This is a genomic window from Streptomyces sp. NPDC036822 (genome assembly GCF_055609145.1).
In genome coordinates this window covers 219,856-246,237 of record NZ_JBVJPY010000007.1, presented here as the reverse complement: position 1 = coordinate 246,237, position 26,382 = coordinate 219,856, and the positions used below count along the sequence as shown (strand labels likewise).

The following is a 26,382-nucleotide window of genomic DNA, read 5'->3' as shown; positions in this document are numbered from 1 at the left end:
GGAGCCGGGCGCGGAGGGACCTGACGCGGAGGACGGGCCGGACGTCCGGGGAGAGGGGGGCGTCGTGGAGGAGCGCGCGTCGTCGGCGGGGCGCGAGGGGGCCGGGGCCGGGGGCGTCGGCGGGAGCAGCGCCTCGGTGATGCGGGACGACGTGGGAGGGTGCGCGTCGGTGGTCATACCCGTCCCCCTGGTCGTTCTGGCAATGCCCGTCACTCTACGGGCTGTTCCCCCCTGCTCGGGAACCGAGGGGCTACCCTGCCGTAACCCCGTCTGGCAAGCTCGGCCCATGACTCCCCGCGCCGCCGACCGGGCCCGGTACGACCGGGCCACCGCCGATCTCGACGCGCCCGTGGCGATCGTCGACCTGGAGGCGTTCGACGCCAATGCCGAGGATCTCGTCCGCCGGGCCGGCGGCAAGCCGATCCGGGTGGCGAGCAAGTCCGTGCGGTGCCGCGCGCTGCTGGAGCGGGTCCTGGCGCGCGAGGGTTTCGCCGGGATCATGTCGTTCACGCTCGACGAGTCCCTGTGGCTGGCCCGCGCGGGCTTCGACGACGTGTTGCTCGCCTACCCCTCCGCCGACCGGGCCGCCTTCGGCGAGCTGGCCGGCGACCCCAAGCTCGCCGCCGCCGTCACCGTCATGGTGGACGACCCGGCGCAGCTCGATCTCATCGACCACGCCCGCGCCGGCGGTGACGAGGAGATCCGGGTCTGTATGGAGCTCGACACCTCCCTCCGGCTGCTCGGCGGGCGGATCCGGGTCGGCGCCCTGCGCTCCCCGCTGCGCGAGCCCGCCCAGCTCGCCGAGCTGGCCCGGTCCGTCGCCCGCCGCCCGGGCTTCCGGCTCGTCGGGATCATGGCGTACGAAGGGCATGTCGCCGGGGTCGGGGACGCGCTCGCCGGGCGGCCGCTGCGCTCCCGGGCGATCCGGCTGATGCAGGCCGCCGCCCGCAAGGAGCTGGCGGAGCGCCGCGCCGCCGTGGTCCGTGCCGTGCGGGCGGTCGCACCGGACCTGGAGTTCGTCAACGGCGGCGGCACGGGCAGCGTGCAGCACACGGCGGCCGAGGACGCGGTGACCGAGATCGCCGCCGGGTCGGGGCTCTTCGTGCCGCGCCTCTTCGACAACTACACGTCCTTCACCGGCCGTCCCGCCGCCCTCTTCGCCCAGCCGGTCGTGCGGCGTCCCGGCGTCGGCGTGGTGACGGTGCTCGGAGGCGGCTATCCGGCGTCCGGCGCGGCAGGGCCGGACCGGCTGCCCGTGCCGTACCTGCCGGAGGGACTGCGGTACGACCCGCAGGAGGGGCCGGGCGAAGTCCAGACGCCCCTGCTCGGCTCCCCCGCCGACGACCTGCTCATCGGAGACAAGGTGTGGTTCCGGCACGCGAAGGCCGGTGAGCTGTGCGAGCGGTTCGACAGCCTTCGGCTGGTCGAGGGCGACCGGATCACGGCGACCGTGCCGACCTACCGGGGCGAGGGCCGCACGTTCCTCTGAGCGGCGCCGGGATCCGGCCGGTCAGGACCCCGGGGTGATCGGGGCGCCCACGCCGCCGTTCGTCGTGCTGCCGATGGGGAGGATCCCCCGGATGATCTCGTCCATCGCGGCGAGCGGCGGGCCGTCGGGCCCCGCGTCGAAGGCGAAGCGGACGACGACCGGGGACTCGCTGCCGAGCGGGGAGGGGAAGGCCAGCGACTGGACGTAGGCACCGGGCCCCTTGCCGGTGGTGACCCGCCAGCGCACCAGATAGCCGGTGCGGCCCGCGACGACGGCGGGGCGGGCCGCGATCTGCCGGTGGGAGACGATCCCGCCGTAGGGGCGGTTGCCGAGGACGTCGTCCTCGTAGAAGGCGTCGGCGGCCAGGGCGATGTCCTCCTTGGCGAGCGCCTCCGGGGTGGCGGCGTCCGTGCCGGACGGCGTGCGGGAGTCGACCGTGCCGCGACGGCAGTCGATGGTGGGCGCGCCCGGGCAGGGGTAGGTGCCGACGGTCGTGACCGTCGGCATGCCGCCCGCGGTGTAGCGCGGCTTCTCCCAGCCGTCGATCACGGGGAGGCTGATGCCGTTGAGCTGGTCGGCCACGCGCGTCGGGTCCTCGCTCGGCGGGCCGGCCGAGGACGACGTGGTGGGGGCCGCCGAGGTGGTGGTCGGGCTCGCCGGGGGCGGTCCTGCGGTCCCCGGGTCCTCCTCCTCGTCGCCGAGGACGAGGACGCCCACGACCACGGTCGCCGCGACGGCGGCGGCCGCCATCGCGCCCAGGGCGACGGCTTTGCCCGGGCGGGCGCGCGGAGGAACAACGACCGCTTGCGGAGCGGTGACCGGGAGCGGGGCGACGCCCGGCAGGGGCCGGGTATGGGCGCTCCAGGCCGTGCCGTCCCACCAGCGTTCGAGGGTGGGCGTGGTCGGGTCCGGGTACCAGCCGGGAGGGGTCGTCATGCTCATCCGGCCACCCTAGAGGGCGGGTTCAAGGCCCGTACACGCCAGTCCCGCCGGCCGGCCGCCGGCGCTGTCGTCGTGGAACGGCCGGGCGCCTCGCGACGCCCGGCTGCCGGGTGGGTGGGGAGCGGGAGGGGACGCGGGCGCCCTAGAGGGGGGTCACGTAGGCGCCGGAGATGCCGCCGTCGACGAGGAAGTCGGTGGCGTTGACGAAGGAGGAGTCGTCGCTGGCGAGGAAGGCGACGGCGGCCGCGATCTCCTCTGCCTCGGCGAACCGGCCGACCGGGATGTGCACGAGGCGGCGCGCGGCGCGCTCCGGGTCCTTGGCGAACAGCTCCTGGAGGAGCGGGGTGTTGACCGGCCCGGGGCAGAGCGCGTTGACCCGGATGCCCTCGCGGGCGAACTGGACGCCCAGCTCGCGGGACATGGCGAGGACCCCGCCCTTCGACGCGGTGTACGAGATCTGGCTGGTCGCCGCGCCCATGACGGCGACGAAGGAGGCCGTGTTGATGATCGAGCCGCGGCCCTGCTGCCGCATGTAGGGCAGGGCGGCCTTGCAGCAGAGGTACACGGAGGTGAGGTTGACGTCCTGGACGCGCTTCCACGCTTCCAGGCCGGTGGTGAGGATGGAGTCGTCGTCGGGCGGGGAGATGCCGGCGTTGTTGAAGGCGATGTCGACGGAGCCGTACGTGTCGAAGGCGGTCTTGAAGAGCGCCTCGACCTGCTCGGGGTCGGTGACGTCCACCTGGACGAAGGTGCCGCCGACCTCTTCCGCGGCGGCCTTGCCCGAGGTCGCGTCGATGTCGCCGCAGACGACGTTCGCGCCCTCGGAGGCGAGGCGGCGGGCGGCGGCGAGCCCGATGCCGCTGCCTGCCCCGGTGATGACGGCGGTACGGCCGACGAGGCGCCGGCAGACGATCGAGTCGGTCATGGGGTTCAGGCCTCCGTGCTTTCCGTGCTGATGAAGACGTTCTTGGTCTCGGTGAAGGCGGTGAGCGCGTCGGGACCGAGTTCACGGCCGAGGCCGGACTGCCGGTAGCCGCCGAAGGGGGTCCAGTAGCGGACGCTGGAGTGGGAGTTGACGGACAGGTTCCCGGCTCGGACCGCCCGGGAGACGCGCAGCGCGCGGCCGACGTCCCGGGTCCAGATCGAGCCGGACAGTCCGTACTCGGTGGCGTTGGCGAGCCGGATCGCGTCGGTCTCGTCCTCGAAGGGCAGGAGGACGGCGACGGGGCCGAAGATCTCCTCGACGGCGCAGGGCGCGTCCTCGGCGACGCCGGTGAGGACGGTCGGCGGGAACCAGAAGCCGGGGCCCTCGGGGGCCTTGCCGCGGATGGCGGGCGCGGAGTCGGGGACGTACGCCCGTACGCGCTCCAGCTGGGCGCGGGAGATCAGCGGGCCCATGTGGGTGCTCTCGTCGGCGGGGTCGCCGACGACGATCTCCTCGATCGCGGGGGTGAGCAGTTCGAGGAAGCGGTCGTACACGGATCGCTGGACGAGGATGCGGGTGCGGGCGCAGCAGTCCTGGCCGCTGTTGTCGAGGAAGGACATCGGCGCCGCTGCGGCCGCCGCCTCGATGTCGGCGTCGGCGAAGACGATGTTCGGGCTCTTGCCGCCGAGTTCGAGCGTGACGCGCTTCACCTGGCCGGCGCACTTCGCCATGATGCTCTTGCCGACCCGTGTCGAGCCGGTGAAGACGATCTTGGCGATGCCGGGGTGTTCGACGAGCGCGTTGCCCGCGACGGCGCCCTCGCCCGGCAGGACCTGGAAGAGGCCCTCGGGGAGTCCGGCGTCGAGCGCGAGTTCGGCGAGGCGGAGCGCGGTGAGCGGTGTGGTCTCGGCGGGCTTGAGGATCACCGCGTTGCCGGCGGCGAGGGCCGGGGCGGTGGCCCAGGCGGCGATCGGCATGGGGAAGTTCCACGGCGCGATCACGCCGACGACGCCGAGGGGTTCGAGGAGGGTGATGTCGATCCCGCCGGCGACGGGGATCTGGCGGCCGTTGAGCCGCTCCACTCCCCCGGCGGCGAAGTCGAGCAGGTCGCGGACGTTGCCCGCCTCCCAGCGGGCGTTGCCCAGGGTGTGACCGGCCTCGCGGACTTCGAGGAGGGCCAGCTCCTCGGTGTGGGCGTCGACGACGGCGGCGAAGCGGCGCAGCAGCCGGGCCCGGTCGGCGGGGGCCGCGGCGGCCCAACCGCGCTGGGCCTCGGTCGCGCGGACGACGGCGGCGTCGACGTCCTCGGGTGTGGCGGCCGGGACGGTCGCGACGACCTCTTCGGTCGCCGGGTTCAGGACAAGCAGTTCGTGCGGCAACTCGTTCCTCACATGCGTTCGAAGGAGCGGCGCAGTTCCCAGTCGGTCACCGCGGCGTCGTACGCGTCGAGTTCGACGCGGGCCATGTTGCGGTAGTGGGCGACGACCTCGTCGCCGAAGGCGGCCTTGGCGATGGGGCTGGTCTCCCAGAGCTCGGCGGCCTCGCGCAGGGTGGTGGGGACGTGCGCGTAGTCGGCGCTGTAGGCGTTCCCCTCACAGGCCGGGGGCAGCTCGAGCCGCTGCTCGATGCCGTACAGACCGGCCGCGACGAGTCCGGCGACGGCGAGGTGGGGGTTGACGTCTCCGCCGGGGAGGCGGTTCTCGAAGCGCGTCGAGCGGCCGTGGCCGACGACGCGCAGGGAGCAGGTGCGGTTGTCGACGCCCCAGGCGACGGCGGTGGGGGCGAAGGAGCCGGGCTGGAAGCGTTTGTAGGAGTTGATGTGGGGGGCGTAGAGGAGGGAGAAGTCGCGCAGGGCGGCGAGCTGCCCGGCGAGGAAGTGCCGCATGATCTCCGACATGCCCCCGGGCCCGTCACCGGCCATGACGTTCGTACCGTCGGCGTCCTGCAGGGAGAGGTGGATGTGGCAGGAGTTGCCCTCGCGCTCGTTGTACTTCGCCATGAAGGTGAGCGAGACGCCTTCCTGGGCGGCGATCTCCTTGGCGCCCGTCTTGTAGACGGCGTGCTGGTCGCAGGTGACCAGGGCCTCGTCGTACCGGAAGACGATCTCGTGCTGCCCCGGGTTGCACTCGCCCTTGGCGGACTCGACGGTCAGTCCGGCGCCGGTCATCTCGTTGCGGATGCGGCGCAGCAGGGGTTCGATCCGGCCGGTGCCGAGGACGGAGTAGTCGATGTTGTACTGGTTGACCGGGGTGAGGCCCCGGTAGTTCGCGTCCCAGGCCTGCTCGTAGGTGTCCTTGAAGACGATGAACTCCAGCTCCGTGCCGACGTGCGCGGTGTAGCCGTGCTCGGCGAGCCGTTCCAGCTGGCGGCGGAGGATCTGGCGGGGCGCGGCGGCGACGGGTGAGCCGTCGTTCCAGGCGAGGTCGGCGATGACCATCGCCGTACCCTCGTTCCAGGGGACGCGGCGCAGGGTGGAGAGGTCGGGGAGCATGGCGAAGTCGCCGTACCCCCGGTCCCAGGAGGACATCGCGTATCCGCCGACCGTGTTCATCTCGGTGTCGACGGCCAGGAGATAGTTGCAGCCCTCGGTGCCGCGGTCGAGGACGTCGTCGAGGAAGAACGGTGCGGCGAACCGCTTGCCCTGGAGCCGCCCCTGCATGTCGGGGAAGGCCAGGACGACTGTGTCGATCTCACCGCTCGCGACGAGGGCACGCAGGTCCTCGACGGAGAGCGGGGCTTGGCGGTCTGCCACGGGATGACTCCTCCTTCGGCCAGCCGGGAGCCATAAGGTATTGCCGAAGACCATTGCTTGGGAAGGGGAAACCGCGACGTGGCGAAGATCGGCGGAGGGACGGACCCGGTGACGGGCGTGACGACGGGCGCGGAAGAGGGCGCCGGTGCGACTTCGGGCGCCGGTACGGAAGCGGGCACGGGAGCGGCCTCGGGCACGGGGACGGGGACGGGCTCGGGCGCCGGCGCGCCGGACCGGCTCACGCCCGTGCTGCGGCCGGTGCGGGCCGGCAACGGCTTCGAGGAGGCGCTGGAGCAGATCCTCCAGGTGGTACGCCTCGGACTCGTGCCCGGCGGCGAGCGCCTGCCGGCCGAACGGGAGCTGGCCGACCGGATGGGGATCAGCCGCGTCACCCTGCGCGAGGTCCTGAAGGTCCTCCAGGAGCAGGGTCTGGTGGAGAGCCGCCGCGGACGGTACGGCGGAACGTTTGTGCTGCCCCGGACCCAGACGGCCGACGAGGAGGAGCTGCGGCGCCGGATCGCCTCCGTCGACATGGAGGACACCTTGCGGTTCCGCGAGGTCCTGGAGGTCGGCGCCGCCGGGCTCTGCGCCGCCCACGGCCTCGACGACAGGGGCGCGGCCCGGCTGCGCGCCGCACTGGTGGCGACGCACGACGCCCCGCTGGGCGACTACCGCCGCCAGGACACGCTGCTGCACCTCACCCTGGCCGAGCTGTCGGGATCGCCGACGCTCACCGCGCAGTACGCGGGCGTCCGGGCGACGGTGAACGATCTGCTCGACTGCATCCCGCTCCTTGTCCGCAACCTGGAGCACTCCCAGCACCAGCACACCGCCCTGGTGGAGGCCGTGCTGGACGGGGACGCCGACGCGGCCCGCGAGGTCATGCGCGAGCACTGCGGCGGCACGGCGGCGCTGCTCCGCGGCTTCCTGACGTGAGGAGCCGTGGCGCCCCGGCGGGCCGGGCCGCGGCGGCAGCCCCCGTAACGCGAAAGTAACGCACGGGGGTTGCGTTCCCGCCGACCCGGCGCAAAGGTATGGGGCCAATCCATTGGGCCCGCTGCGGGGAGCTGACGCTGCCATGACGCTCGAAGACACCACCGGGGACACGACCGGGGCCACGACCGCCCCCGACGACTATCTCGAACGCCGCGCCCTGCGGCGCGGCAGCGCCGGCTGGCTGCTGCTCACCGGACTCGGCGTCGCCTATGTCGTCTCCGGTGACTTCTCCGGCTGGAACATCGGCCTCTCCAAGGGCGGTTTCGGCGGACTGGCCGTCGCCACCGTGCTGATGGGCGCGATGTACGCCTGTCTCGTCTTCGCGCTCGCCGAGCTCTCCGCCATCCTGCCCACGGCGGGCGGCGGTTACGGCTTCGCGCGCCGCGCTCTGGGCACCTGGGGCGGCTTCCTCACCGGCACCGCGATCCTGATCGAGTACATCCTCGCCCCCGCCGCCATCTCCATCTTCATCGGCGACTACGTCGAGTCGCTGGGCCTCTTCGGCCTCGAGTCGGGCTGGCCCGTCTACCTCGCGTGCTTCGCGATCTTCATCGGGATCCACCTGTGGGGCGTGGGCGAGGCGCTGCGGTTCAGCCTGATCGTGACGGCGATCGCGGTCGCGGCGCTCGTGGTCTTCGCACTCGGCGCGCTGAGCGACTTCCACGTCGCCGGGCTCGACGACATCCCGGTCGACGGCGAGGCGTTCGGCGCCAACTCCTGGCTGCCCTTCGGACTCCTCGGGATCTGGGCGGCGTTCCCCTTCGGCATGTGGTTCTTCCTGGGCGTGGAAGGCGTACCGCTCGCCGCCGAGGAGGCCAAGGACCCGGTCCGTTCGATGCCGAGGGCGCTGGCGATCTCGATGGGCGTCCTGGTGCTCCTCGCCGTGGTGACCTTCTTCGCCGCGACGGGGGCCCGCGGCTCGGCCGCCATCCAGGAGGCGGGCAACCCGCTCGTGGTGGCGCTCCAGGGCGACGGGGAGCCGACGGCGCTCAGCCGGTTCGTGAACTACGCCGGGCTCGCGGGGCTCGTGGCCTCCTTCTTCTCCCTCATCTACGCCGGTTCCCGGCAGCTCTTCGCTCTCTCCAGGGCCGGCTACCTGCCCCGCTTCCTCTCGCTGACCAGCCGCCGCAAGTCGCCCTACCTGGGGCTGCTCATCCCGGGCGCGATCGGCTTCGCGCTCGCGGCGGGCACCGGGAACGGAGCGCGGATGCTGAACATCGCGGTGTTCGGCGCCACCATCTCGTACGCCCTCATGGCACTGTCGCACATCGTGCTGCGCCGCCGGGAGCCCGACCTGCACCGGCCGTACCGGACCCCTGGCGGTGTCGTGACCTCGTCGGTGGCGCTGGTGCTCGCCCTGTCGGCGCTGGTGGCGACGTTCCTGGTCGACAAGGACGCTGCCTTTATCGCCCTCGGGGTGTATGTGATCGCCCTCGCCTATTTCGCCTTCTACAGTCGGCACCATCTGGTGGCCAAGGCGCCGGAGGAGGAGTTCGCGGCGCTGGCGGCGGCCGAGGCCGAGCTCGAACGCGACTGACTCCCCCCGTACTTCCTCCTGGAGGCTCCCCCATGACCAAGCCGCTCATCGGTGTGACGACCTATCTGGACCAGGCCCGCTGGGGGGTGTGGGACATGCCCGCCGCGCTGCTTCCCGCGCGGTACCCACGCCTGGTCCAGGCGAGCGGCGGCCTCGCGGTGATGCTCCCGCCGGACGATCCGTCCGCCGCGGCGGGAGTGGTGGCGCGGCTCGACGGCCTGGTGGTGGCGGGCGGCGCCGACGTGGAGCCCGTACGGTACGGGGCCGCGCCCGATCCGCGCACCGGACCGCCGGCCCGGGCGAGGGACGCGTGGGAGCTGGCCCTGGTGGAGGCGGCGCTCGCCTCGGGGACACCGCTGCTGGGCATCTGCCGGGGCATGCAGCTGCTGAACGTGGCCCTCGGCGGCACGCTGGTGCAGCACCTCGACGGGCATGTGGAGTCGGTCGGCGTGATCGGCCTCCACACGGTCGAGCCGGTCCCGGGGACGCTGTACGCCTCCCTGGTGCCGGAGCCGGCGTCCGTACCGACCTACCACCACCAGGCGGTGGACCGCCTCGGCCGGGGCCTGACCGCCTCGGCGTACGCGGAGGACGGCACGGTCGAGGCGGTGGAGCTGACCGAGCCGGTCTGGGCGCTGGGCGTGCAGTGGCATCCAGAGATGGGCGAGGACCTGCGGGTCATGGAGGGCCTGATCCGGGCGGCGTCGTCCGACATCGCGGCGGAGAGGACCGACGCACCGGCCCTGGCCCACGCGGCGGGCGCCTGAGGCGGCGCGGCCGGGAGGCGGCGCCTCGGTCGCGCTCCGAGGGGCGGCGGCCCCGGCCACCGGACCTGATCCCAGCGGCGCGGGGCCCGAGCCACCGGCCCTGCGACGAGCGCAGGGAGCCCCGGCCACCGGCCCGGTCCAGCGGGCCCCGGGGCCCACGCCGCCGGCCCCGCGACGAGCGGAAGCAGCCCTGACCACCGGATCCCATCTCAGCGGCCGCGGGGCCCGAGCCACCGGCCCTGGCCCCACGCCACGGGCGTCCCGAGGCCGACCATGACCTCTCGCCTCGCAGCCTCCCCGCTATCCCTGCGTCAGGGAGAGCAGGTCCCGCGCCGGGCCCGTGGGGCGGTGGCCCGTGGGCCAGACCGCGCGGAGGTCGCGACGGAGGAGGACCCCGGCGACCGGGATCGCGACCAGGCGGCGGGAGGCCAGCTCCTCGGCGACCGCGAGTTCGCTGAGGACCGCGGGGCCCGCGCCGCTGACCGCCGCCGCCTTCACGGCGGTGGTGGAGGCCAGCTCCATGAGCGGCTGGGCGAGGCCGCCGTGGGCGGAGAGCGCCGAGTCGAGGACCTGGCGGGTCCCCGAGCCGCGTTCGCGCAGGATCAGCGGGGTGGCGGCCAGCTCGGCGGGATCGAGCGGCCTGCGGCGGCGGGCCCACGGGTGGGAGGGGGCGGCGACCACGGCGAGCCGGTCGTGGGCGACGACCGCCCCGTCCAGACCGTCGGGCACGGCGAGCCCTTCCACGAACCCGAGGTCCGCCTCGTCGGCGAGGAGCTTCTCGGCGACCACCGCCGAGTTCCCCGCCATCAGGGACACGGCCGTGTCCGGGCGTCCGGCGCGCAGCGCGATCAGCCAGCCCGGCAGCAGGTACTCGGCGATCGTCATCGACGCGGCGACCCGCAGCCGCGAGTCACGCCGCCCGCGCAGCGCCTGGGCGCCCGCGTCGAAGGCCTCGGCGGCCTCCACGATCCGCCGGGCCCAGTCCGTCACCAGGGCGCCGGCGTCCGTGAGCCGTGAGCCGCGCGGCGAACGGTCCACCAAGGCCACGCCGAGCTGGCGCTCCATCGACCGGATCCGGCTGCTCGCCGCGGGCTGGGTGATCCCGACCTCGCGGGCCGCCCGCCCGAGGCTCCCGTGCCGCGCGACGGCCAGCAGGAGTTCGAGCGCGCCGAGGTCCGGAACCCGGTGGGACAGGGGGGCACCGCCCCCGTGCGGGTGATCGCCGCTCGCGCTGCTCATCTGACCGGTCATAAAGCCAGCTTATGGCGTCATAGGCCCATGATCCCTGGTGGGGCCGGTCCGGCCGGACGACGGTGGGGGCATGGCAACACTCGCACCCTCCCGTCCGGCCCCCCTCGCCACCACCCCCGGCGTGCGGGCGGCCTCGGTCCGTCACCTCGGCCCCAACTGGTACGCCTCGGTGATGGGCACCGCCGCCGTCGCCACGGCGGGAGCGAGCCTCCCGGTGCGCGTCCCCGGACTCCGCACCGTCTGCACGGCCGTCTGGGCGCTCTCCTTCGTCCTTCTCCTGACCCTGCTCACGGCCCGCGCCCTGCACTGGATCCACCATCGCGACCGGGCCAAGGGGCATCTGCTGGATCCGGCCGTGGCCCCCTTCTACGGCTGTCTGTCGATGGCCCTGCTGGCGGTCGGCGGCGGCACGATGCTCCTCGGCCGGGACTGGATCGGGCTCCGCGCGGCCCTCGCGATCGACACCGTCCTGTTCACCGCGGGCAGCGCGATCGGGCTGGCCGCCGCCGTGGCGATCCCGTACCTGATGGTGGTGCACCACCGGATCGAGGCCGCCTCCCCGGTGTGGCTGCTGCCGGTCGTCGCGCCGATGGTCTCCGCGGCGCTCGGCCCGCTGCTGCTGCCGCACCTGCCGGAGGGACAGCCCCGTCAGACACTGCTGATCGCCTGCTACGCGATGTTCGGCATCAGCCTGCTCGCCACCCTCGTCATGCTGCCGCTGGTCTTCGGCCGGCTGGTCACCGCCGGTCCGCCGCCCCTGGCGCTCACCCCCACCCTCTTCCTGGTCCTCGGCCCGCTGGGCCAGTCCACGACCGCCGCGAACACGTTCGCCGACACGGCCCCGGGCGTGCTGCCCCCCGCCTACGCCCACGGCTTCGGCGCTTTCGCCGTCCTCTACGGCGTGCCCGTCATGGGCTTCGCTCTGCTGTGGCTGGCCCTCGCCGGGGCGCTGGTGCTGCGGGCGCGGCGGCAGGGCATGGGGTTCGCCCTGACCTGGTGGGCGTTCACCTTCCCCGTCGGTACGTGCGTGACGGGAGCGGAGGGCCTGGCGTTGCACACCGGACTCGACGTCTTCCGCTGGCTCGCGGTCGGGCTGTACGCCTGTCTCGTCGCGGCCTGGCTGGTGGCGGCCCGGCACACCCTGCGCGGGCTGGTCAGCGGCGCGCTGCTCGCAGGGCCCGGCCCAGCACGGCCGGCGCCTCGGCGAGCGAGGGTCCGTACCACGTGAGGTGACGTCCGCTGACGAGCGCGGCGGGGATCCCCGGAAAGGCCTCGGGCCCGTCGTCGGGCGTGAAGCGGTACGGCTCGTCGGGCAGGACGACCAGGTCGGCCCCCGCGGCACACAGCTCGTCGAGGGGGACGCGGGGATAGCGCTCGGCGTGATCGGCGTACAGCTGGCGGATCCCGAGCCGGGCGAGCAGGTCTCCGGCGAACGTGTCCCGGCCGAGGACCATCCAGGGGCGTCGCCAGATCGGCACGACGGCGGCCGGGCCGTGCCCGACCGTCGCTCCCCGGCCCCCGACCGCCGCCGCGGCAGCCGCCGGGGCGGGCTCGGCGGGGCCGACGGCCGGTACGTCGAGCCCCGCGGGGTCCCCGGTCGGTAGGTCGATGGGGTCCGCGGCCGGCACATCTGCCCCGGCGGGTTCCACGGCGGCCCACGCCGCCTGGGCCTCGTCCAGCCAGCGGGGGCGCGTGGCCACACCGCAGGCCCGCAGCACCCGGTCCAGTTCGACGAACGCCTGGTCGAGGTTGCGGATCTCGGTCACCAGGACGTCGAGCCCGGCGGCGCGCAGGGCCGCCAGGTCGGGGGTCCGGTTCTCCTCCTCGTTGGCGATCACGAGGTCGGGGCGGAGGGCGGCGATGGCCGGGACGTCCGGGTTCTTGGTCCCGCCGACGCGTACGACGTCGAGGCCGGCCGGGTGCGTGCACCAGTCGGTGGCGCCGACCAGGAGGCCGGGGGCGGTGACGGCGACGGCCTCGGTCAGCGAGGGCACCAGGGAGACGACTCTCCGCACCTCCCGCGGCACGGCCGCGCTCATGCGTCGCTGGCCTCGATGTGCTCGGCGACGGCGACGACGAGCAGGCGGGTGCCGGGCTCGGTGGCGCGCCACCGGTGCCGGACGCCACCGGAGAGGTAGAGGGTGTCGCCGCGCTCGAGGCGGTACGCGCGGCCTTCGGCCTCGACCTCGGCGGCGCCGTCGGCGACGTACAGCAACTCGTCGTTGCGGTGCAGGAATTCACGCCCCGCGTCCTGCTCGCCGGTGAACTCCAGGGCGTGCAGCTGGTGCCGGCCCCGCACCACGGTGCGTACGCCGGGGGGCAGGTCGCCGGGCGCCTCGTGGGAGCGGACGATGTCGACGGTACGGGCGGCCTCGGCGGCGGCGAGCAGTTCGCCGGCCGTGGTGTCCAGGGCCTCCGCGACGAGCTGGAGGGAGCGCGTGCTGGGGCGGGCCCGCTCGTTCTCGACCTGGCTGAGGAAGGGCACGGACAGGCCGCTGCGGGAGGCGACGACGGCGAGGGTGAGCTGCAGTGCTCTGCGGCGCCTCTTGACGGCCGCGCCCACGCGAAGTGATTCCTTGTCGTCCATGCCGGCTCCCTCCCTCGTGGCTCGGGCTCGTACCGCGTACTGGTCGGTTACCTGCACCTTACGCAGCTTTGGCGCGGGGTTTCGCGTCGTGGCGAAAAGGGGTGGCCGCCGAATACGCTCGGCGACCACCCCTTTTCGGACAGCAGTCGGACATCGTGCCCCGGTGACCCTTACTGCGGGGTCAGCTTCTCCGCGAGGCCGGGGTTCTTCTCCAGCCAGCCCCGGACGGCGTCCTGCTCCTTGCCCTTGCCGGTCTTCTGGATGACGGCTTCGAGATCCGTGAGCTGCTTCTCGGTCAGCTTGAAGTTCTTCAGCCAGGCCCCGACCTCGGGATTGTCGGAGGCGAAGCCCTTGCGGGCGAGGGTGTGGACACCGTCACCCTTGCCCCAGCTGCCCTTGGGGTCCTTCAGCTTCTTGAGGTCGTAGGTCGAGTACGCCCAGTGCGGCGACCAGAGCGTGACGGCGACGGGTTCCTTCTTGTCGTACGCCCGCTTCAGCTCGGACAGCATGCCGGGGGTCGAGCCGTCGAGGACCTTGTACTCCCCCGCGAGGCCGTAGTCGTTCAGCACCTTGTCCTTGAGGATGCCCATCATTCCGGCGCTCGGCTCGATGCCCACGATCCGGCCCTTGAACTGCCCCGCCTTGCCCTTCAGGTCGTCCAGGGTGTTGACGTCCTTCATGTAGGACGGCACGGAGAGCTCAAGGGAGGTGGGTCCGTACCAGGAGCCGAGGTCCTCCAGCTTGTCGCGGTACTTCTCCCAGTACTGGGCGTGGGTGACGGGGAGCCAGGCGTCGGTCTGGAAGTCGATCTGACCGCCGGCGAGGCCGGTGTAGAGCGCGCCGGCCTCCAGCTGCTTGGTCTCGACCTCGAAGCCGCGCCGTTCGAGCAGTTCCTTCCAGAGGAAGGTGGAGGCGATGCCCTCGTCCCAGGGGATGTAGCCGAGGCTGATCTTCTCGCCCTGGCCGACGTTCTTGCCGCCGTCGGCGGTGGGGGCCGTCGAGCCGCCGGCGCCGAGGAATCCCATGCCGCCGGCGACGAGCGCGAGGACGACCACGCCGACGAGCGCGGTCACGGGCTGCGGGCGGTGGCTCCAGATCTTCGCGCCGGCCCGGGAGGCGACCGCGGCACGGGCCTTGGCCAGCGCCCGGCGGCCGAGCGGCGAGACCTGACGGCCGAGCGCGCCGGTGATCCGGTCCAGGTACATGGCGAGGATGACGATGGAGATGCCCGCCTCGAAGCCGAGGCCGATGTCGACGTTGCCGATGGCGCGGTAGACGGCGCCGCCGAGCCCGCCGCCGCCGACCATGCCCGCGATGACGACCATCGACAGGCCCAGCATGATCACCTGGTTGACGCCGGCCATGATCGTGGGCAGGGCGAGCGGCAGCTGCACCCGCAGCAGGGTGGCGCGCGGGCTGGTGCCGAAGGCCTCGGCGGCCTCGACGAGTTCGCCGTCGACCTGGCGGATGCCGAGTTCGGTCATCCGTACGCCCGGCGGGAGGGCGAAGACGATGGTGGCGATGATGCCGGGGACCACGCCGACGCCGAAGAAGATGATGCCGGGGATGAGGTAGACCATCGCCGGCATGGTCTGCATGAAGTCCAGGACCGGGCGGAGCACGGCGCTGACGGTCTGGGAGCGGGCCGCCCAGATGCCGAGCGGGACGGCGATCACGAGGGTGACGAGGGTGGCGACGAGGACCAGGGAGAGGGTCGACATGGCGTCGTCCCACAGCTCGATGGAGTCCACGAGCGCGAAGCCGGCGAAGGCGAGCACACCGGCGGTGAGGCCGCGCAGCCACCAGGCGACGACGGCGAGGATGCCGGCGAAGAGCAGCGGTTCGGGCGCGGAGAGGACCGCGTCGATCCCGTCGTAGAGGCCGGTGACGGCGGTGCTGATGGCGTCGAAGAGCCAGGAGAGCTGGACCTGGAGCCAGTCGACGGCGCTGTCGACCCACTGGCCGAGGGGGAGCCTAGGCATGCGCGGGCACCTCCTTGGTGCCGGTTCCCGGGGCGTCGCAGGCGGTGGGGGGCCTCTGCTCGTCGCCGATGAAACCAATGAGACGGGACTGCGGTACGACGCCGAGGACGGTGCCGTCGGCGTCCTTGACCGCCACCGGGTGGGGGACGCGGGCGCTGACGGCGCACAGGTCGGCGACGAGGGTGTCGGGACCGACGGTCTCGCAGCCGCAGGCGTCGGCCGCGGCGCGGCCGGATCCGGAGGCGCCGGTTCCCGCCGGCTCGGGCTCGGTCATCACGGCGGCGGCCGTGAGTACGCGGGAGCGGTCGACGTCCTGGATGAAGGAGGCGACGTAGTCGTTGGACGGGCGGATCAGGATGTCCTCGGCGGTGCCGAGCTGGACGATCCGGCCGTCCCGCATCACCGCGATCCGGTCGCCGAGGCGCATGGCCTCGTTGAGGTCGTGGGTGATGAAGACGATGGTCTTCTTCAGCCGCTTCTGCAGTTCGAGGAGCTGGTCCTGCATGTCGCGGCGGATCAGCGGGTCGAGGGCGCTGAAGGACTCGTCCATGAGGAGCAGGTCGGCGTCGGTGGCGAGCGCGCGGGCGAGGCCGACGCGCTGCTGCATACCGCCGGAGAGCTCGTCGGGCCAGGAGTCCTCCCAGCCGGCGAGCCCGCACAGCTCGAGCGCCTCGCCGGCGCGGGCCAGGCGCTCGGCGCGCGGGACGCCCTGCACCTCCAGGCCGTAGGCGGCGTTCTCCAGGACACTGCGGTGCGGGAAGAGCGCGAAGTGCTGGAAGACCATGCTGATCTTGGTGGACCGCACGGCGCGCAGGTCGCGGGGGCTCAGCGCGGTGAGGTCCTTGCCGTCGAACAGGACGCGGCCGGCCGTGGGCTCCAGCAGACCGTTGAGCATGCGCAGCAAGGTCGACTTGCCGGATCCGGACAGACCCATCACGACGAAGATCTGGCCCGGCTCGACGACGAAGGAGGCGTCGATCACGGCAGCCGTCGTGCCGTCCGCGCGCAGTTCGTCGCGGTCGGCGCCGTCGGCGAGCTTCCGGACGGATTCATCGGGTCGTCTGCCGAACACCTTGTACAGGTGGTCGGCCTGGAGCCTGGACACATATACCTCACGTGTAGCAACGAAAACGGCCCTCCCCTAGGACTCCGTCCTGGGAACCGGAACCCCCACCCCGCAGCCGGGCCGTGGAGCGAGGCGGTTTCGGCCCGCGTCTCCCTGCGCACGGGATTCGATCGTTGAATCCCGTACCGGGTCCGCTCCGGGCCCGCACCTGCCCGGGGGCCAAAGGGCCAAACACGAAGGTGACAGGCGTCACGGCGAGGGGCCGACGGGGAGGGTCCACGCAGGTCGGCGCCATGAGGAGCGGACGGCGTGGCGGCGCGGGGGCTGCCGGTGGGGGGTGGGCGGGGGGCGGTCGGTGGGAAGCAGTCGACGGGGGGTGCGTCGTGGCGGACGGGGCTGGGGCGAGGGCTCGGTCCCTTCGTGAGGGGGACGGCGGCAGGACGAGGCGCTCGCCAGGCGGGTCGATGTCGGTGGGGTGCGGCATGATCGGGGTGTGACGCCACGCCTGATGCTCCTGGACACCGCCTCCCTCTACTTCCGCGCCTACTTCGGCGTGCCGGACTCCGTCCGGGCCCCCGACGGCACCCCGGTCAACGCCGTGCGCGGCCTGCTCGACTTCATCGGCCGCCTCGTCCAGGACCACCGTCCCGACGAGCTCGTGGCGTGCTGGGACGCCGACTGGCGGCCGCAGTGGCGGGTGGACCTCATTCCCTCCTACAAGGCGCACCGGGTGGCCGTGGAGACGGAGACGGGCCCGGACGAGGAGGAGATCCCCGACACGCTCTCGCCGCAGGTGCCGGTGATCGAGGCGGTGCTCGACGCGCTGGGCATCGCCCGCGTCGGGTCGGCGGGTTACGAGGCGGACGACGTCATCGGCACGCTGGCCGGGCGGGCGAAGGGCCCGGTGGACATCGTGACCGGCGACCGCGACCTCTTCCAGCTCGTCGACGACGAGCGTGGGGTGCGGGTGCTGTACCCGCGCAAGGGTGTCGGCGACTGCGATCTGGTCGACGACGAGATGATCCGCACGAAGTACGGGGTGCGCCCCGGTCAGTATGCCGACTTCGCGGCACTGCGCGGAGACGCCAGCGACGGCCTGCCCGGCGTGAAGGGGATCGGCGAGAAGACGGCCGCCCAGCTGATCACGGAGTACGGCGATCTGGCGGGCGTCCGCGCGGCCGCCGTCGACCGCACGTCGAAGCTGACTCCGGCCAAGCGGCGGGGGATCGTGGAGGCGGCGGCGTATCTGGACGTGGCTCCGACGGTCGTCCGGGTCGCCGGTGACGTACCGCTGCCCGACTTCGTCCCTGCCCTGCCGAAGGCGCCTCGGGACGCGGCCGCCCTGGAGGCGCTCGTGGCCCGATGGGGACTGGGCGGCGCGGTGGGCCGACTGCTCACGGTGCTGGAGCGGTGACGGCGGATTCTGGGCGGAGTCCCCGAGGGGTGCTAGCTTAGGTAAACCTAAGTTCACCTCAGTTCACCGAAGCCAGGGAGACGTCGTGGCAGAGCAGCCGGCGCGCAAGGGACCGAAGGCCCACGAGGCGCGGGTCGTGCGCACGGAGCGGATCACTCCGCACATGGTGCGGGTGGTGCTGGGCGGGGCGGGCCTCGACGCCTTCGAGATCGGGGAGTACACCGATCACTATGTGAAGCTGCTGTTCGCCCCCGAGGGCATGAGCTATCCCGAGCCGTTCGACATGGACCGCGTCCGCGCGGAGTTCCCGCGCGAGCAGTGGCCCACCACCCGGACGTACACGGTCCGGAGTTGGGACCCGGCCCAGCGCGAGCTGACCGTCGACTTCGTGGTCCACGGCGACGAGGGTCTGGCCGGACCGTGGGCCGCGCGGGCGCAGGCCGGGGACCTCATGCGCTTCCTCGGGCCGGGCGGCGGGTACGCCCCGGATACCGCCGCCGACTGGCACCTCCTCGTGGGTGACGAGAGCGCGCTGCCGGCGGTCGCCGTGGCGCTCGAGCGTCTCCCGGAGGGGGCGACGGTGCACGCGTTCCTCGAGGTCGCGGACGCGGCGGAGGAGCAGAAGTTCGCCACGGCGGCGGGGGTGGAGGTGACCTGGATCCACCGCGGCGACCGGCCGACGGGCGAGGCCCTCCTGGACGCCGTGCGCGGCCTGGACTTCCCGGCCGGCGACGTCCACGCCTTCGTGCACGGCGAGGCGGGCTTCGTGAAGGAACTCCGTCGCCATCTGCGTCTGGACCGCGGCATCCCGCGCGAGCGGCTCTCGATCTCGGGCTACTGGCGCCTGGGCAAGACGGACGAGGCCTGGCGCGCGATCAAGCGCGACTGGAACGATCAGGTGGAGCGCGAACAGGAATCCTGACCGCCACACCCCCGCCCACGCCCGGTCCTCGGCCGGCCCACCTCCCCGCCACCCGCCGCGCCCATGGGCACCGCTGGGGGCGCGGCGGGTGCGACAGGGGGGCACCAGCCCCCGGGTGAGGGGGCGACCTGGGGACATCGCCACCCTGGGCGGGGGCAGCTCTGGGGCATTGCCCCCCGGGCGGAGGGCAGCGCCACCGCGGAACGGCCCCGCAGCGAGGACACCGCCGCAGCCTTGCACTCTCGTGCGAGGCTGCGGAGCCGGGGCGCCAGGGGCGCGCTCACGACCGAGGCGGAACCAGCAGCTGAGACCCCCTGGGGGCGCTTCCTTCCCAGGGTGGGGGCCGCTCCTCACGCCCCCCGCTCAACACCCCCTCTTACCGTCCCTCGCCGAACGCGCGTCCTGAGGCGTCCACATGGGCCATCCGCCGTAGCGCCGCGAACATCGCGTCCCCGAGCACGGTCCCCACCACCACGCCCTCCACCAGCTCTTCCCGCGCCACACCGCCGCGCGTGACGTATCCCAGATCCGCCCGCGCGACCTCTTCCGCCGCCTCGGCGTAGGTGTCGAGCAGCTCGACGAACGCCCCGTGGCCCACCTCGTCCAGCGCCGCGAGCGCCACCGCCAGCGCCTCGCCCGCCGGGCCCCCGCCCGCCTCCGGGCGCCAACCGCGCCGCTCGACCAGCTCGGCCACCACCTTCCGCGCCTCGATGACGCCGGCACCCGGCTCCTGGTCGTAGCGGGGCACCAGACGGTCCGCCGCGGCGCCCAGCACGCTGTGGACCGGTCGCTCCCGGTCGTCGATGGCGGTCATCACCTCGCGGATCGCCGCGACCGAGAGCCCCCCGACCTCCAGAAGCGCCCGGATCAGGCGGATCCGCCCTTCGTGCGCCTCGTCGTACGACGCCTGGTTCGGGCTCGTCAACTGCCCTGCCGGCAGCAGCCCTTCCCGTACGTAGTACTTGATCGTCGGCACCGACACTCCGGTCCTGCGACTCAACTCGCCGATCCGCACAGCGCGTTCACCTTTCCCATGTCACCACGGCCTTGCAGGCCACACTTCCATCATAGATAGTGGCACTATCAGATAGTGGCGAGTGCCACTATCTATACTCTGACGGGGGTCAGCCATGTCCTTACCGATGCCACGCCTGCGCGACCTGCACCGCCCGCTCGTCTGGTTCTCCGCCTCCATGGTGGCGCTGGCGTTCGTCTCCGCCGGCGGTCTGCTCCTCGATGACCGCGTCCTCGTCGGGGCGCCCATCTGGTACAAGCCGTTCAAATTCGCGGTCTCCTTCGTCGCGTACTGCATGACCCTCGCCTGGATGCTCACCTTGCTCCCCCGCGCCCGCCGGGCCGGCTGGTGGGCAGGCACGGTCGTGGCAGCGGCGAGCGCCGTCGAGATGGTCCTCATCACCCTCCAGGTGGTCCGCGGCAGGCAGAGCCACTTCAACAACGAGACGGCTTTCGACGCCGCCGTCTTCCAGGCGATGGGCCTCACCGTCGTCGTCCTCTGGCTCGCCGCACTGGTGATCGCCGCCCTCCTCCTGCGGGCCCGGATCCTCGACCGCGCGACCGCCTGGTCCGTACGCCTCGGCTCGCTCCTCGCCCTCGCGGGCGCGGCCGTCGGTTTCCTGATGGTCCGTCCCACCCCTGAACAGCTCGCGGCCGATGACGACGCCGGGATCATCGGCGCCCACAGCGTCGGCGTCCCTGACGGCGGTCCGTCGATGGCGGTGACCGGCTGGTCGACGACCGGCGGTGATCTGCGCATCGCCCACTTCTTCGGCATGCACGCCCTCCAGGTCCTTCCCCTGCTCCTCCTCGTCCTCGTGGCGCTCGCCCCGCGCTTCGCCCGGCTCCGCGACGACCGGGTGCGAATCCGGCTGACGCTCGTGGCCTCGGGTTCCTACGCGGCGGTGTTCGCCCTCGTCACCTGGCAGGCCCTGAGCGGCCGCCCCCTGCTCACTGCCGACGCCCCGACGCTCGTCGCCGCGGCCACGATCGCCCTCCTCACGGCGGGCGCGACCGCCCTGGCCCTGCGCACCCCTTTTCGCCCCGCATCGCCCCTCCCCGACCAGGAGTTCGCGACACGGGTATGAGGCCTCGGCTCCCGGGGTGTCCACGAGGCGGTCGCCTAGGCTGACCCCATGCGCACCATCGACCGGGCCGTGGGGGCCGTCCTGGGCTCCGCCGTCGGGGACGGGCTGGGCGCTCCCTTCGAGTTCGGGCTGCCGGGAGTCTTCCGCGAACGCTTCCCCGACGGAGTCGGCACGATGTGCGGAGGCGGTGGCTGGGACCCGGGCGAGGCCACCGACGACACGCAGATGGCCGTCCTCGTCGGAGAGTCGCTCCTCGACCGGGGCGGCCTCGACCTTCCCGATGTGTTCGGCCGCTTCCGCAGATGGGCGGCGGCCGAACCCAAGGACATCGGGCTCCAGACCGAGGACGTCCTCACGAGCGGACGTCCCTGGGACACGGCCGCCGCGCTCCACTTCCAGGTCAACGGCCGCGCGGCGGGCAACGGATCCCTGATGCGGGCCTCGACCTCCGCGGTCTACTTCGCCGCCGCGGGACGCGCGGCCACCATGGACGCGGCCCGGCACCTCGCCGCCCTCACCCATGGCGACGGTGCGGCGTGGGAGGGCACGGCCGTTCTCCACGAACTCGTCCGCGTCGCCCTCCTCGGCGAGGACCCGCTCACCGCCCTGCCCGCCACCCTCGCTTCGGTCGCCCCCGCCCACCGGGAGCGCTGGTCGCGTGTCCTCGCCCCCCACTGGCACCCGGACGACGCCACGGAGTTCAACGGCGCCGTGTGGCCCTGCCTCGCGTCGGCGGTCTGGGCCCTGCGCACGACCACGTCGTTCGAGGCGGCGCTCGCCCGCGCGATCGACCTCGGCGGCGACACCGACACGGTGGCGGCGGTCACCGGCCTCCTCGCCGGCGCGGTCCACGGCCCCACCGCGATCCCGACCCGCTGGACCACCCCGCTCCACGTACCGCTGCCCGGCTTCGGCGAGCGCGTGCTGACCGCCGACGACCTGTGCGAGCTGGCCGAGTCCCTCACCCGCGCGGGAGCGGCGCGCTGACGCTCCCCCACCCGTGCGATCCCGTCGCAGGAGGTGCGACCGGCCCTCGCCCTGAACCTAGCCCTGGGGTGCGACCTCGCCCTCGTCCCCGCCGGCCCTCGCCGCACGGGCATGGACCGTGGCGAGGACCTCGCGGTCCGGCTGGAGGGTGAGGCTGGGGACGGGCCGCACCTCGGCCGCGTCGACGGCGAGGGTGAACCTGCGGGCCAGTACGGCGAGGACGAGGACGGCCTCGACCATGGCGAACCGGGTGCCGAGGCAGACGCGCGGTCCGCCACCGAAGGGGAACCAGGCGTACTCCGGTATCTCCTCGGCGGGTTCGCCGCCGTTCGCCTCCCAGCGCTCGGGGCGGAACTCCTCCGGGTCGGTGAACCAGCGGCCGTCGCGGTGGGTGGCCCACTGGCTGCTCCACACCCGCGTGCCGACGGGTATCGGCATGCCTCCGAGGGTCGCTCCCTCCTTGGCGATGCCGGTGAGGAGCCAGATGGTCGGGTAGAGCCGCAGGGTCTCCTTGACGACGGCCTGGGTGTAGGTCAGCCGGGCGTAGTCGTCGAAGCCGGGCTCCCGGTCTCCGAGGACCCGGTCCAGCTCCTCGGTGAGGGCCTGGCGGACGCGGGGGTTCTGGGAGAGGAGCTGCCAGGCCCAGACGAGGGTGGAGCTGGTGGTCTCGTGTCCGCCGATGTAGAGGGTGACGGTCTCGTCGCGGATCTCCTCGTCGGAGAGGTGGGCGCCGGTCTCGTCCCGGGCGGTGAGGAGCCGGCTGAGGAGGTCGGGACGCTCGCCGTCGCCCTCGCGGTGGCGGGCGACGACCCGGCCGACTTCGGCGTCGATGACGGCCGTGGCGCGTTTGATGCGGGCCCGCCCCGGAGTGGGCACCCAGTCGGGGAGCAGGGCTCCCAGGCCGCTGAACTCGGCTCCGATCTCCTTCTGGGCGATGTCCATGGCGTTGCCGATCGCCTCGGCGTCGGCCGCGGTGTCGACGCCGAAGATGGTCCGGACCGCGATGAGCTGGGTGAGGGCCGCCATCTCCCTCTTGATGTCGACCCGCTGACCGTCGCTCCACCGGTCGGCGAGGTCGATCGCGCATCCGGCCATCGTCTCGGCGTAGGACCGCACCTGCCTGGGCCGCACGGAGGGCTGGACGAGAGAGCGCTTGCGGCGCCAGTCGGCGCCCTTGGCGACCACCACGCCGTGACCGAGGAGGGTGCGGAAGGCGATGCCGAGGTCGGGCTGGTCGAAGGTCCGCTCGACCTCCGTGAGGAGCTCTCCGATCGTGTCGGGATGGGCGATGAAGAGGGCGCGCCCCCGGCCGAACCGCCAGCTGACGAAGTCTCCGCGCTCGCGCAGCCGCTCGAAGAAGGCGAGAGGATCCTTGCCGAATTCCGGCAGGTTTCCGAGCAGCGGGACGCCCCGCGGCCCCGGCACGATCTTCTGTCCGTCGGTCGCCTTGTCGGCGGTGGCCGGACCGGCTTGCGTGGTCACGAGCGTCCCCTCCCCCTGGTGTTGCCCGGTGTGTGAGTCCATGGAATCGGAGAGCACCGACACTCCGCCACCCCTGTGGACAACTGCCTGTGGACAAAGGCCTGGACCGGGTACGGAAGAAGGCCCGTGGTGTCGACCACGGGCCTTCTCAGGCGACTTGGGGTAACCCTCGGACCGTCGGGCTCGTCACCTCACGAGCACGACGGTTCGGCGCTTCGTCAGGTCACGGAGCTGTAGGCGACGACGCCCCTCAGAAGCGCGTCGACGGCCTTGCGTGCGTTCTTGGCGACGGTGCTGTCACCGTCCCTCGGCGCGGCGGCGGCGATCTGCCCGAGGACGTCGATCACCTGCTTGCACCAGCGGACGAAGTCGCCGGCGGGCATCTCCGCCTCGCGCAGCACCTCGTCGAGTCCCCGGTCGGAGGCCCACTGGTGAGCGGCCCAGGCGAAGCCGAGGTCGGGTTCACGCTGTCCGACCCCCTCCGCCTGGTTGATCTTGAACTCCTCTTCGAGAGCGTCGAGTCGCCCCCAGATCCGCACCATCTCGCCGAGTGCGGCCTTGGCGTTGCCGGTGGGCAGCTTCGGCGGGACCGCGTCGTCGGCCTGCCGCGCCTCGTAGACCAAGGCGGAGACGCAGGCGGCGAGTTCGGCCGGATTGAGTCCTTCCCAGACGCCTTCGCGCAGGCACTCGCTGGCGAGCAGGTCCAGCTCACCGTAGAGCCGGGCGAGCCGCTTGCCGTTGTCGGTGACGTCGCTGCCGCGGAGATAGTCGAGTTCCGTGAGGAGGGCGACGATCCGGTCGAAGGTGCGGGCGATGGTGTTGGTGCGGCCTTCGATGCGCCGTTCCAGCTGGCGGGTGTCGCGCTGGAGACGGTGGTAGCGCTCGGCCCAGCGGGCGTGGTCCTCGCGCTCGTCGCAGCCGTGGCAGGGGTGGGCGCGCAGCTCGGTACGCAGCCGGGCGATCTCGCGGTCGTCGGCGGCGGGCGAGCGGTCCCGGCGGTGCCGCTCGGGGTTGATGTGCCCGGCCTTGGTGCGCAGGGCAGAGGCGAGGTCGCGGCGGGACTGCGGAGAGCGCGGGTTGAAGGACTTGGGAATCCTCATCCGCTCCATGGCTTCGACCGGGATCGGGAAGTCGATCGAGGCGAGCCGCTTGACCTGCCGCTCGGCGGTGAGCACGAGCGGGCGGGGCCCGTCGTGGTGCTCGAAGCCGCGGTGGCCGTTGGTGCGTCCGGCGGGGATGCCCGGATCGAGGACGAGGGCGAGCCCGGCGAACTTGCCGGTGGGGACGTGGATGACGTCGCCCGGCTTGAGGCGCTCCAGCGAGGCCGCGGCCTGGGCCCGACGCTGCGCGGCACCCTGCTTGGCCAGTTCGGTCTCGCGGTCCTTGAGGTCACGGCGCAGCCGTGCGTACTCCTCGAAGTCCCCGAGGTGGCAGGTCATGCCCTCCCGGTAGCCTTCGAGACCCTCTTCGTTCTTCTGCACCTGGCGGGAGATGCCGACGACGGACCGGTCGGCCTGGAACTGCGCGAAGGACGTCTCGAGCAGCTCGCGGGAGCGGTGCCGGCCGAACTGGTCCACGAGGTTGACGGCCATGTTGTACGACGGCTTGAAGCTGGAGCGCAGCGGGTACGTGCGGGTGCCGGCGAGGCCGGCGAGGTGGCCGGGGTCGAGCCCGCGCTGCCAGAGCACGACGGCGTGGCCCTCGATGTCGATGCCCCGGCGGCCGGCGCGGCCGGTGAGCTGGGTGTACTCACCGGGAGTGATGTCGGCGTGCTGTTCGCCGTTCCACTTGACCAGCTTCTCCAGGACCACGGAGCGGGCGGGCATGTTGATGCCGAGGGCGAGGGTCTCGGTGGCGAAGACCGCCTTGACCAGGCCGCGGACGAAGAGCTCCTCGACGACCTCCTTGAACGTGGGCAGCATGCCGGCGTGGTGGGCGGCGATGCCCCGCTCCAGGGCCTCCAGCCATTCGTAGTACCCGAGGACGTGCAGGTCCTCGGAGGGAATGGAGCTGGTGCGCTCCTCGACGATCTCGCGGACGCGTCGGCGGGCGTCGTCGTCGTTGAGCCGCAGGCCGGCGTAGAGGCACTGCTGGACGGCGGCTTCGCAGCCGGCGCGGCTGAAGATGAAGGTGATGGCGGGCAGGAGCCCCTCGGCGTCGAGGCGTTCGATGACCTCGGGCCGTCCCGGCGTCCAGATGCGGGAGCGCTGACGGCGCTCGCGTTCGCGGTCGGCTTCGCGGATCATCTTGCCGCGGCGCCGGTCGCGCGGGTTGTACGTGCGGGAGTTCTCGGTGTGGGCGAGGCGCAGCAGGTCGGGATTGACCTCGCGGCGGGACGCTCCGCGGCCGCCGTGGTCGGTCTCCTCCTCGAAGAGGTCGTACATCCGGCGGCCGGCCAGCACGTGCTGCCAGAGCGGCACGGGGCGGCTCTCGGAGACGATGACCTCGGTGTCGCCGCGCACGGTGTCGAGCCAGTCGCCGAACTCCTCGGCGTTGGAGACGGTCGCGGAGAGTGAGACGAGCGTCACGGACTCGGGGAGGTGGATGATCACTTCCTCCCAGACGGCGCCACGGAAGCGGTCCGAGAGGTAGTGGACCTCGTCCATGACGACGTAACCGAGCCCGGACAGCGCCTGGGAACCCGCGTAGAGCATGTTGCGGAGGACTTCGGTGGTCATCACGATGATCGGCGCATCGCCGTTGACGCTGTTGTCGCCGGTCAGCAGGCCGACCTTGGCGTTGCCGTACCGCTTGACGAGGTCGGCGTACTTCTGGTTCGACAGCGCCTTGATGGGCGTCGTGTAGAAGCACTTGCGCCCTTGCAGCAGGGCGAGGTGGACGGCGAACTCGCCGACGATGGTCTTGCCCGAGCCCGTGGGTGCCGCGACGAGCACGCCTTTGCCCGCTTCGAGGGCCTGGCAGGCCTCGATCTGGAAGGGATCCAGACCGAACTCGTACATCTCGCGGAAGGGGGCCAGCGCGGTGGCCTGCTCGGCGTTGCGGGCCCGGGCAGCTGCGTACGCTTCGGCTGGTGTGAGGTCCTCTGTCATCTTGTTGTCGAGCCTACCCGCCACCTCTGACAGTGACGCGATCTTTAACGACCTGTGCCAGGAAGGTGGGAGCGGGGGCGCACGGACACGGAGCGCCGCCGAGGCGCGACGCGCGGTGAGGGCCGCCGCTC

21 protein-coding genes are annotated in these 26,382 nt (G+C 72.7%); 9 read left to right on the top strand and 12 right to left on the bottom strand.

The features are described 5' to 3' along the window. Positions 1-286 precede the first annotated feature (286 nt). Positions 287-1,489, top strand: a complete 1,203-nt coding sequence (locus ACZ68P_RS19145) for an amino acid deaminase/aldolase (RefSeq protein WP_471007551.1) — start codon at positions 287-289, stop codon at positions 1,487-1,489. 21 nt (positions 1,490-1,510) lie between these two features. On the opposite strand, the gene ACZ68P_RS19140 is transcribed toward ACZ68P_RS19145, so the two are convergent. From ACZ68P_RS19140 to ACZ68P_RS19125, 4 genes are all read right to left on the bottom strand, one after another. Then, positions 1,511-2,431 (bottom strand): DUF2510 domain-containing protein, encoded by a 921-nt coding sequence (locus ACZ68P_RS19140; protein ID WP_471007549.1) that lies wholly within the window; start codon positions 2,429-2,431, stop codon positions 1,511-1,513. A gap of 142 nt (positions 2,432-2,573) precedes the next feature. Further along, the gene (locus ACZ68P_RS19135; RefSeq protein ID WP_471007546.1) at positions 2,574-3,356 is read right to left on the bottom strand and encodes a 3-oxoacyl-ACP reductase; all 783 of its coding nucleotides are present in this window, start codon (positions 3,354-3,356) and stop codon (positions 2,574-2,576) included. Between the two features lie 5 nt (positions 3,357-3,361). Further along, complete coding sequence (locus ACZ68P_RS19130; RefSeq protein WP_471007543.1) at positions 3,362-4,735, bottom strand: aldehyde dehydrogenase family protein; 1,374 nt, start codon at positions 4,733-4,735, stop codon at positions 3,362-3,364. Positions 4,736-4,743: 8 nt separating this feature from the next. Continuing rightward, positions 4,744-6,108: a glutamine synthetase family protein gene (locus ACZ68P_RS19125; RefSeq protein ID WP_471007539.1), complete on the bottom strand. Its 1,365-nt coding sequence runs from the start codon at positions 6,106-6,108 to the stop codon at positions 4,744-4,746. A 246-nt stretch (positions 6,109-6,354) separates the two neighbouring features. Here ACZ68P_RS19125 and ACZ68P_RS19120 point away from each other — a divergent pair, with 246 nt between their 5' ends. The 3 genes from ACZ68P_RS19120 to ACZ68P_RS19110 all read left to right on the top strand — a co-directional run bounded on the left by ACZ68P_RS19120 (position 6,355) and on the right by ACZ68P_RS19110 (position 9,408). Then, entirely contained in the window at positions 6,355-7,044 is a 690-nt protein-coding gene (locus ACZ68P_RS19120) for a FadR/GntR family transcriptional regulator (RefSeq protein WP_471007746.1), read from the top strand. A gap of 142 nt (positions 7,045-7,186) precedes the next feature. Beyond that, a complete protein-coding gene (eat, locus tag ACZ68P_RS19115; protein WP_471007537.1) occupies positions 7,187-8,641 on the top strand; it encodes an ethanolamine permease in 1,455 nt (484 codons plus the stop codon). Between the two features lie 32 nt (positions 8,642-8,673). Next, complete coding sequence (locus ACZ68P_RS19110) at positions 8,674-9,408, top strand: gamma-glutamyl-gamma-aminobutyrate hydrolase family protein (RefSeq protein WP_471007536.1); 735 nt, start codon at positions 8,674-8,676, stop codon at positions 9,406-9,408. A 300-nt stretch (positions 9,409-9,708) separates the two neighbouring features. Here ACZ68P_RS19110 and ACZ68P_RS19105 read toward each other — a convergent pair whose 3' ends face one another. Beyond that, entirely contained in the window at positions 9,709-10,659 is a 951-nt protein-coding gene (locus tag ACZ68P_RS19105; protein ID WP_471007534.1) for a LysR family transcriptional regulator, read from the bottom strand. 70 nt (positions 10,660-10,729) lie between these two features. Between ACZ68P_RS19105 and ACZ68P_RS19100 the strand changes: the two genes are divergently transcribed. After that, on the top strand, positions 10,730-11,887 hold the full coding sequence (locus tag ACZ68P_RS19100) for a TDT family transporter (protein WP_471007533.1): 1,158 nt from the start codon (positions 10,730-10,732) through the stop codon (positions 11,885-11,887). Here ACZ68P_RS19100 and ACZ68P_RS19095 read toward each other — a convergent pair. The 4 genes from ACZ68P_RS19095 to ACZ68P_RS19080 form a co-directional block, all read right to left on the bottom strand. Continuing rightward, positions 11,814-12,698: a helical backbone metal receptor gene (locus ACZ68P_RS19095; RefSeq protein WP_471007531.1), complete on the bottom strand. Its 885-nt coding sequence runs from the start codon at positions 12,696-12,698 to the stop codon at positions 11,814-11,816. The two genes, ACZ68P_RS19100 and ACZ68P_RS19095, sit on opposite strands and share 74 nt — an antisense overlap. After that, a complete protein-coding gene (locus ACZ68P_RS19090) occupies positions 12,695-13,246 on the bottom strand; it encodes a helix-turn-helix domain-containing protein (RefSeq protein WP_471007529.1) in 552 nt (183 codons plus the stop codon). The genes ACZ68P_RS19095 and ACZ68P_RS19090 overlap by 4 nt, the downstream gene beginning before the upstream one ends. A 170-nt stretch (positions 13,247-13,416) precedes the next feature. Beyond that, positions 13,417-15,228 carry an ABC transporter permease/substrate binding protein gene (locus ACZ68P_RS19085; protein WP_471007527.1) on the bottom strand — a complete coding sequence of 604 codons (1,812 nt, stop codon included), beginning with the start codon at positions 15,226-15,228 and terminating at the stop codon, positions 13,417-13,419. Continuing rightward, the gene (locus tag ACZ68P_RS19080) at positions 15,221-16,333 is read right to left on the bottom strand and encodes a quaternary amine ABC transporter ATP-binding protein (RefSeq protein ID WP_471007525.1); all 1,113 of its coding nucleotides are present in this window, start codon (positions 16,331-16,333) and stop codon (positions 15,221-15,223) included. The genes ACZ68P_RS19085 and ACZ68P_RS19080 overlap by 8 nt, the downstream gene beginning before the upstream one ends. A 469-nt stretch (positions 16,334-16,802) precedes the next feature. Between ACZ68P_RS19080 and ACZ68P_RS19075 the strand changes: the two genes are divergently transcribed. Further along, positions 16,803-17,708 (top strand): 5'-3' exonuclease, encoded by a 906-nt coding sequence (locus ACZ68P_RS19075; protein ID WP_471007744.1) that lies wholly within the window; start codon positions 16,803-16,805, stop codon positions 17,706-17,708. 85 nt (positions 17,709-17,793) lie between these two features. Beyond that, positions 17,794-18,630: a siderophore-interacting protein gene (locus tag ACZ68P_RS19070; RefSeq protein ID WP_471007523.1), complete on the top strand. Its 837-nt coding sequence runs from the start codon at positions 17,794-17,796 to the stop codon at positions 18,628-18,630. Between the two features lie 376 nt (positions 18,631-19,006). Here ACZ68P_RS19070 and ACZ68P_RS19065 read toward each other — a convergent pair whose 3' ends face one another. Continuing rightward, positions 19,007-19,645 carry a MerR family transcriptional regulator gene (locus tag ACZ68P_RS19065; protein ID WP_471007520.1) on the bottom strand — a complete coding sequence of 213 codons (639 nt, stop codon included), beginning with the start codon at positions 19,643-19,645 and terminating at the stop codon, positions 19,007-19,009. Between the two features lie 178 nt (positions 19,646-19,823). Here ACZ68P_RS19065 and ACZ68P_RS19060 point away from each other — a divergent pair, with 178 nt between their 5' ends. Together ACZ68P_RS19060 and ACZ68P_RS19055 are read left to right on the top strand one after the other, a co-directional pair. Further along, positions 19,824-20,732, top strand: coding sequence for a hypothetical protein (locus ACZ68P_RS19060; RefSeq protein ID WP_471007742.1), 909 nt, complete (start codon positions 19,824-19,826; stop codon positions 20,730-20,732). A gap of 48 nt (positions 20,733-20,780) precedes the next feature. After that, positions 20,781-21,719, top strand: coding sequence for an ADP-ribosylglycohydrolase family protein (locus ACZ68P_RS19055; RefSeq protein ID WP_471007519.1), 939 nt, complete (start codon positions 20,781-20,783; stop codon positions 21,717-21,719). 57 nt (positions 21,720-21,776) lie between these two features. Here the strand turns inward: ACZ68P_RS19055 and ACZ68P_RS19050 are convergent, their stop codons facing one another. Further along, a complete protein-coding gene (locus ACZ68P_RS19050; protein WP_471007517.1) occupies positions 21,777-23,201 on the bottom strand; it encodes a cytochrome P450 in 1,425 nt (474 codons plus the stop codon). A gap of 218 nt (positions 23,202-23,419) precedes the next feature. After that, positions 23,420-26,251 carry a DEAD/DEAH box helicase gene (locus tag ACZ68P_RS19045; RefSeq protein ID WP_471007515.1) on the bottom strand — a complete coding sequence of 944 codons (2,832 nt, stop codon included), beginning with the start codon at positions 26,249-26,251 and terminating at the stop codon, positions 23,420-23,422. Positions 26,252-26,382 lie beyond the last annotated feature (131 nt).

Coding starts and splice junctions, on each gene's coding strand:
- ACZ68P_RS19055 (WP_471007519.1), top strand. CDS start 20,781: ATGCGCACCATCGACCGGGCCGTGGGGGCCGTCCTGGGCTCCGCCGTC.
- ACZ68P_RS19075 (WP_471007744.1), top strand. CDS start 16,803: ATGCTCCTGGACACCGCCTCCCTCTACTTCCGCGCCTACTTCGGCGTG.
- ACZ68P_RS19105 (WP_471007534.1), bottom strand. CDS start 10,659: ATGACCGGTCAGATGAGCAGCGCGAGCGGCGATCACCCGCACGGGGGC.
- ACZ68P_RS19145 (WP_471007551.1), top strand. CDS start 287: ATGACTCCCCGCGCCGCCGACCGGGCCCGGTACGACCGGGCCACCGCC.
- ACZ68P_RS19090 (WP_471007529.1), bottom strand. CDS start 13,246: ATGGACGACAAGGAATCACTTCGCGTGGGCGCGGCCGTCAAGAGGCGC.
- ACZ68P_RS19095 (WP_471007531.1), bottom strand. CDS start 12,698: ATGAGCGCGGCCGTGCCGCGGGAGGTGCGGAGAGTCGTCTCCCTGGTG.
- ACZ68P_RS19110 (WP_471007536.1), top strand. CDS start 8,674: ATGACCAAGCCGCTCATCGGTGTGACGACCTATCTGGACCAGGCCCGC.
- ACZ68P_RS19045 (WP_471007515.1), bottom strand. CDS start 26,251: ATGACAGAGGACCTCACACCAGCCGAAGCGTACGCAGCTGCCCGGGCC.
- eat (WP_471007537.1), top strand. CDS start 7,187: ATGACGCTCGAAGACACCACCGGGGACACGACCGGGGCCACGACCGCC.
- ACZ68P_RS19085 (WP_471007527.1), bottom strand. CDS start 15,228: ATGCCTAGGCTCCCCCTCGGCCAGTGGGTCGACAGCGCCGTCGACTGG.
- ACZ68P_RS19100 (WP_471007533.1), top strand. CDS start 10,730: ATGGCAACACTCGCACCCTCCCGTCCGGCCCCCCTCGCCACCACCCCC.
- ACZ68P_RS19060 (WP_471007742.1), top strand. CDS start 19,824: ATGGTGGCGCTGGCGTTCGTCTCCGCCGGCGGTCTGCTCCTCGATGAC.
- ACZ68P_RS19135 (WP_471007546.1), bottom strand. CDS start 3,356: ATGACCGACTCGATCGTCTGCCGGCGCCTCGTCGGCCGTACCGCCGTC.
- ACZ68P_RS19140 (WP_471007549.1), bottom strand. CDS start 2,431: ATGAGCATGACGACCCCTCCCGGCTGGTACCCGGACCCGACCACGCCC.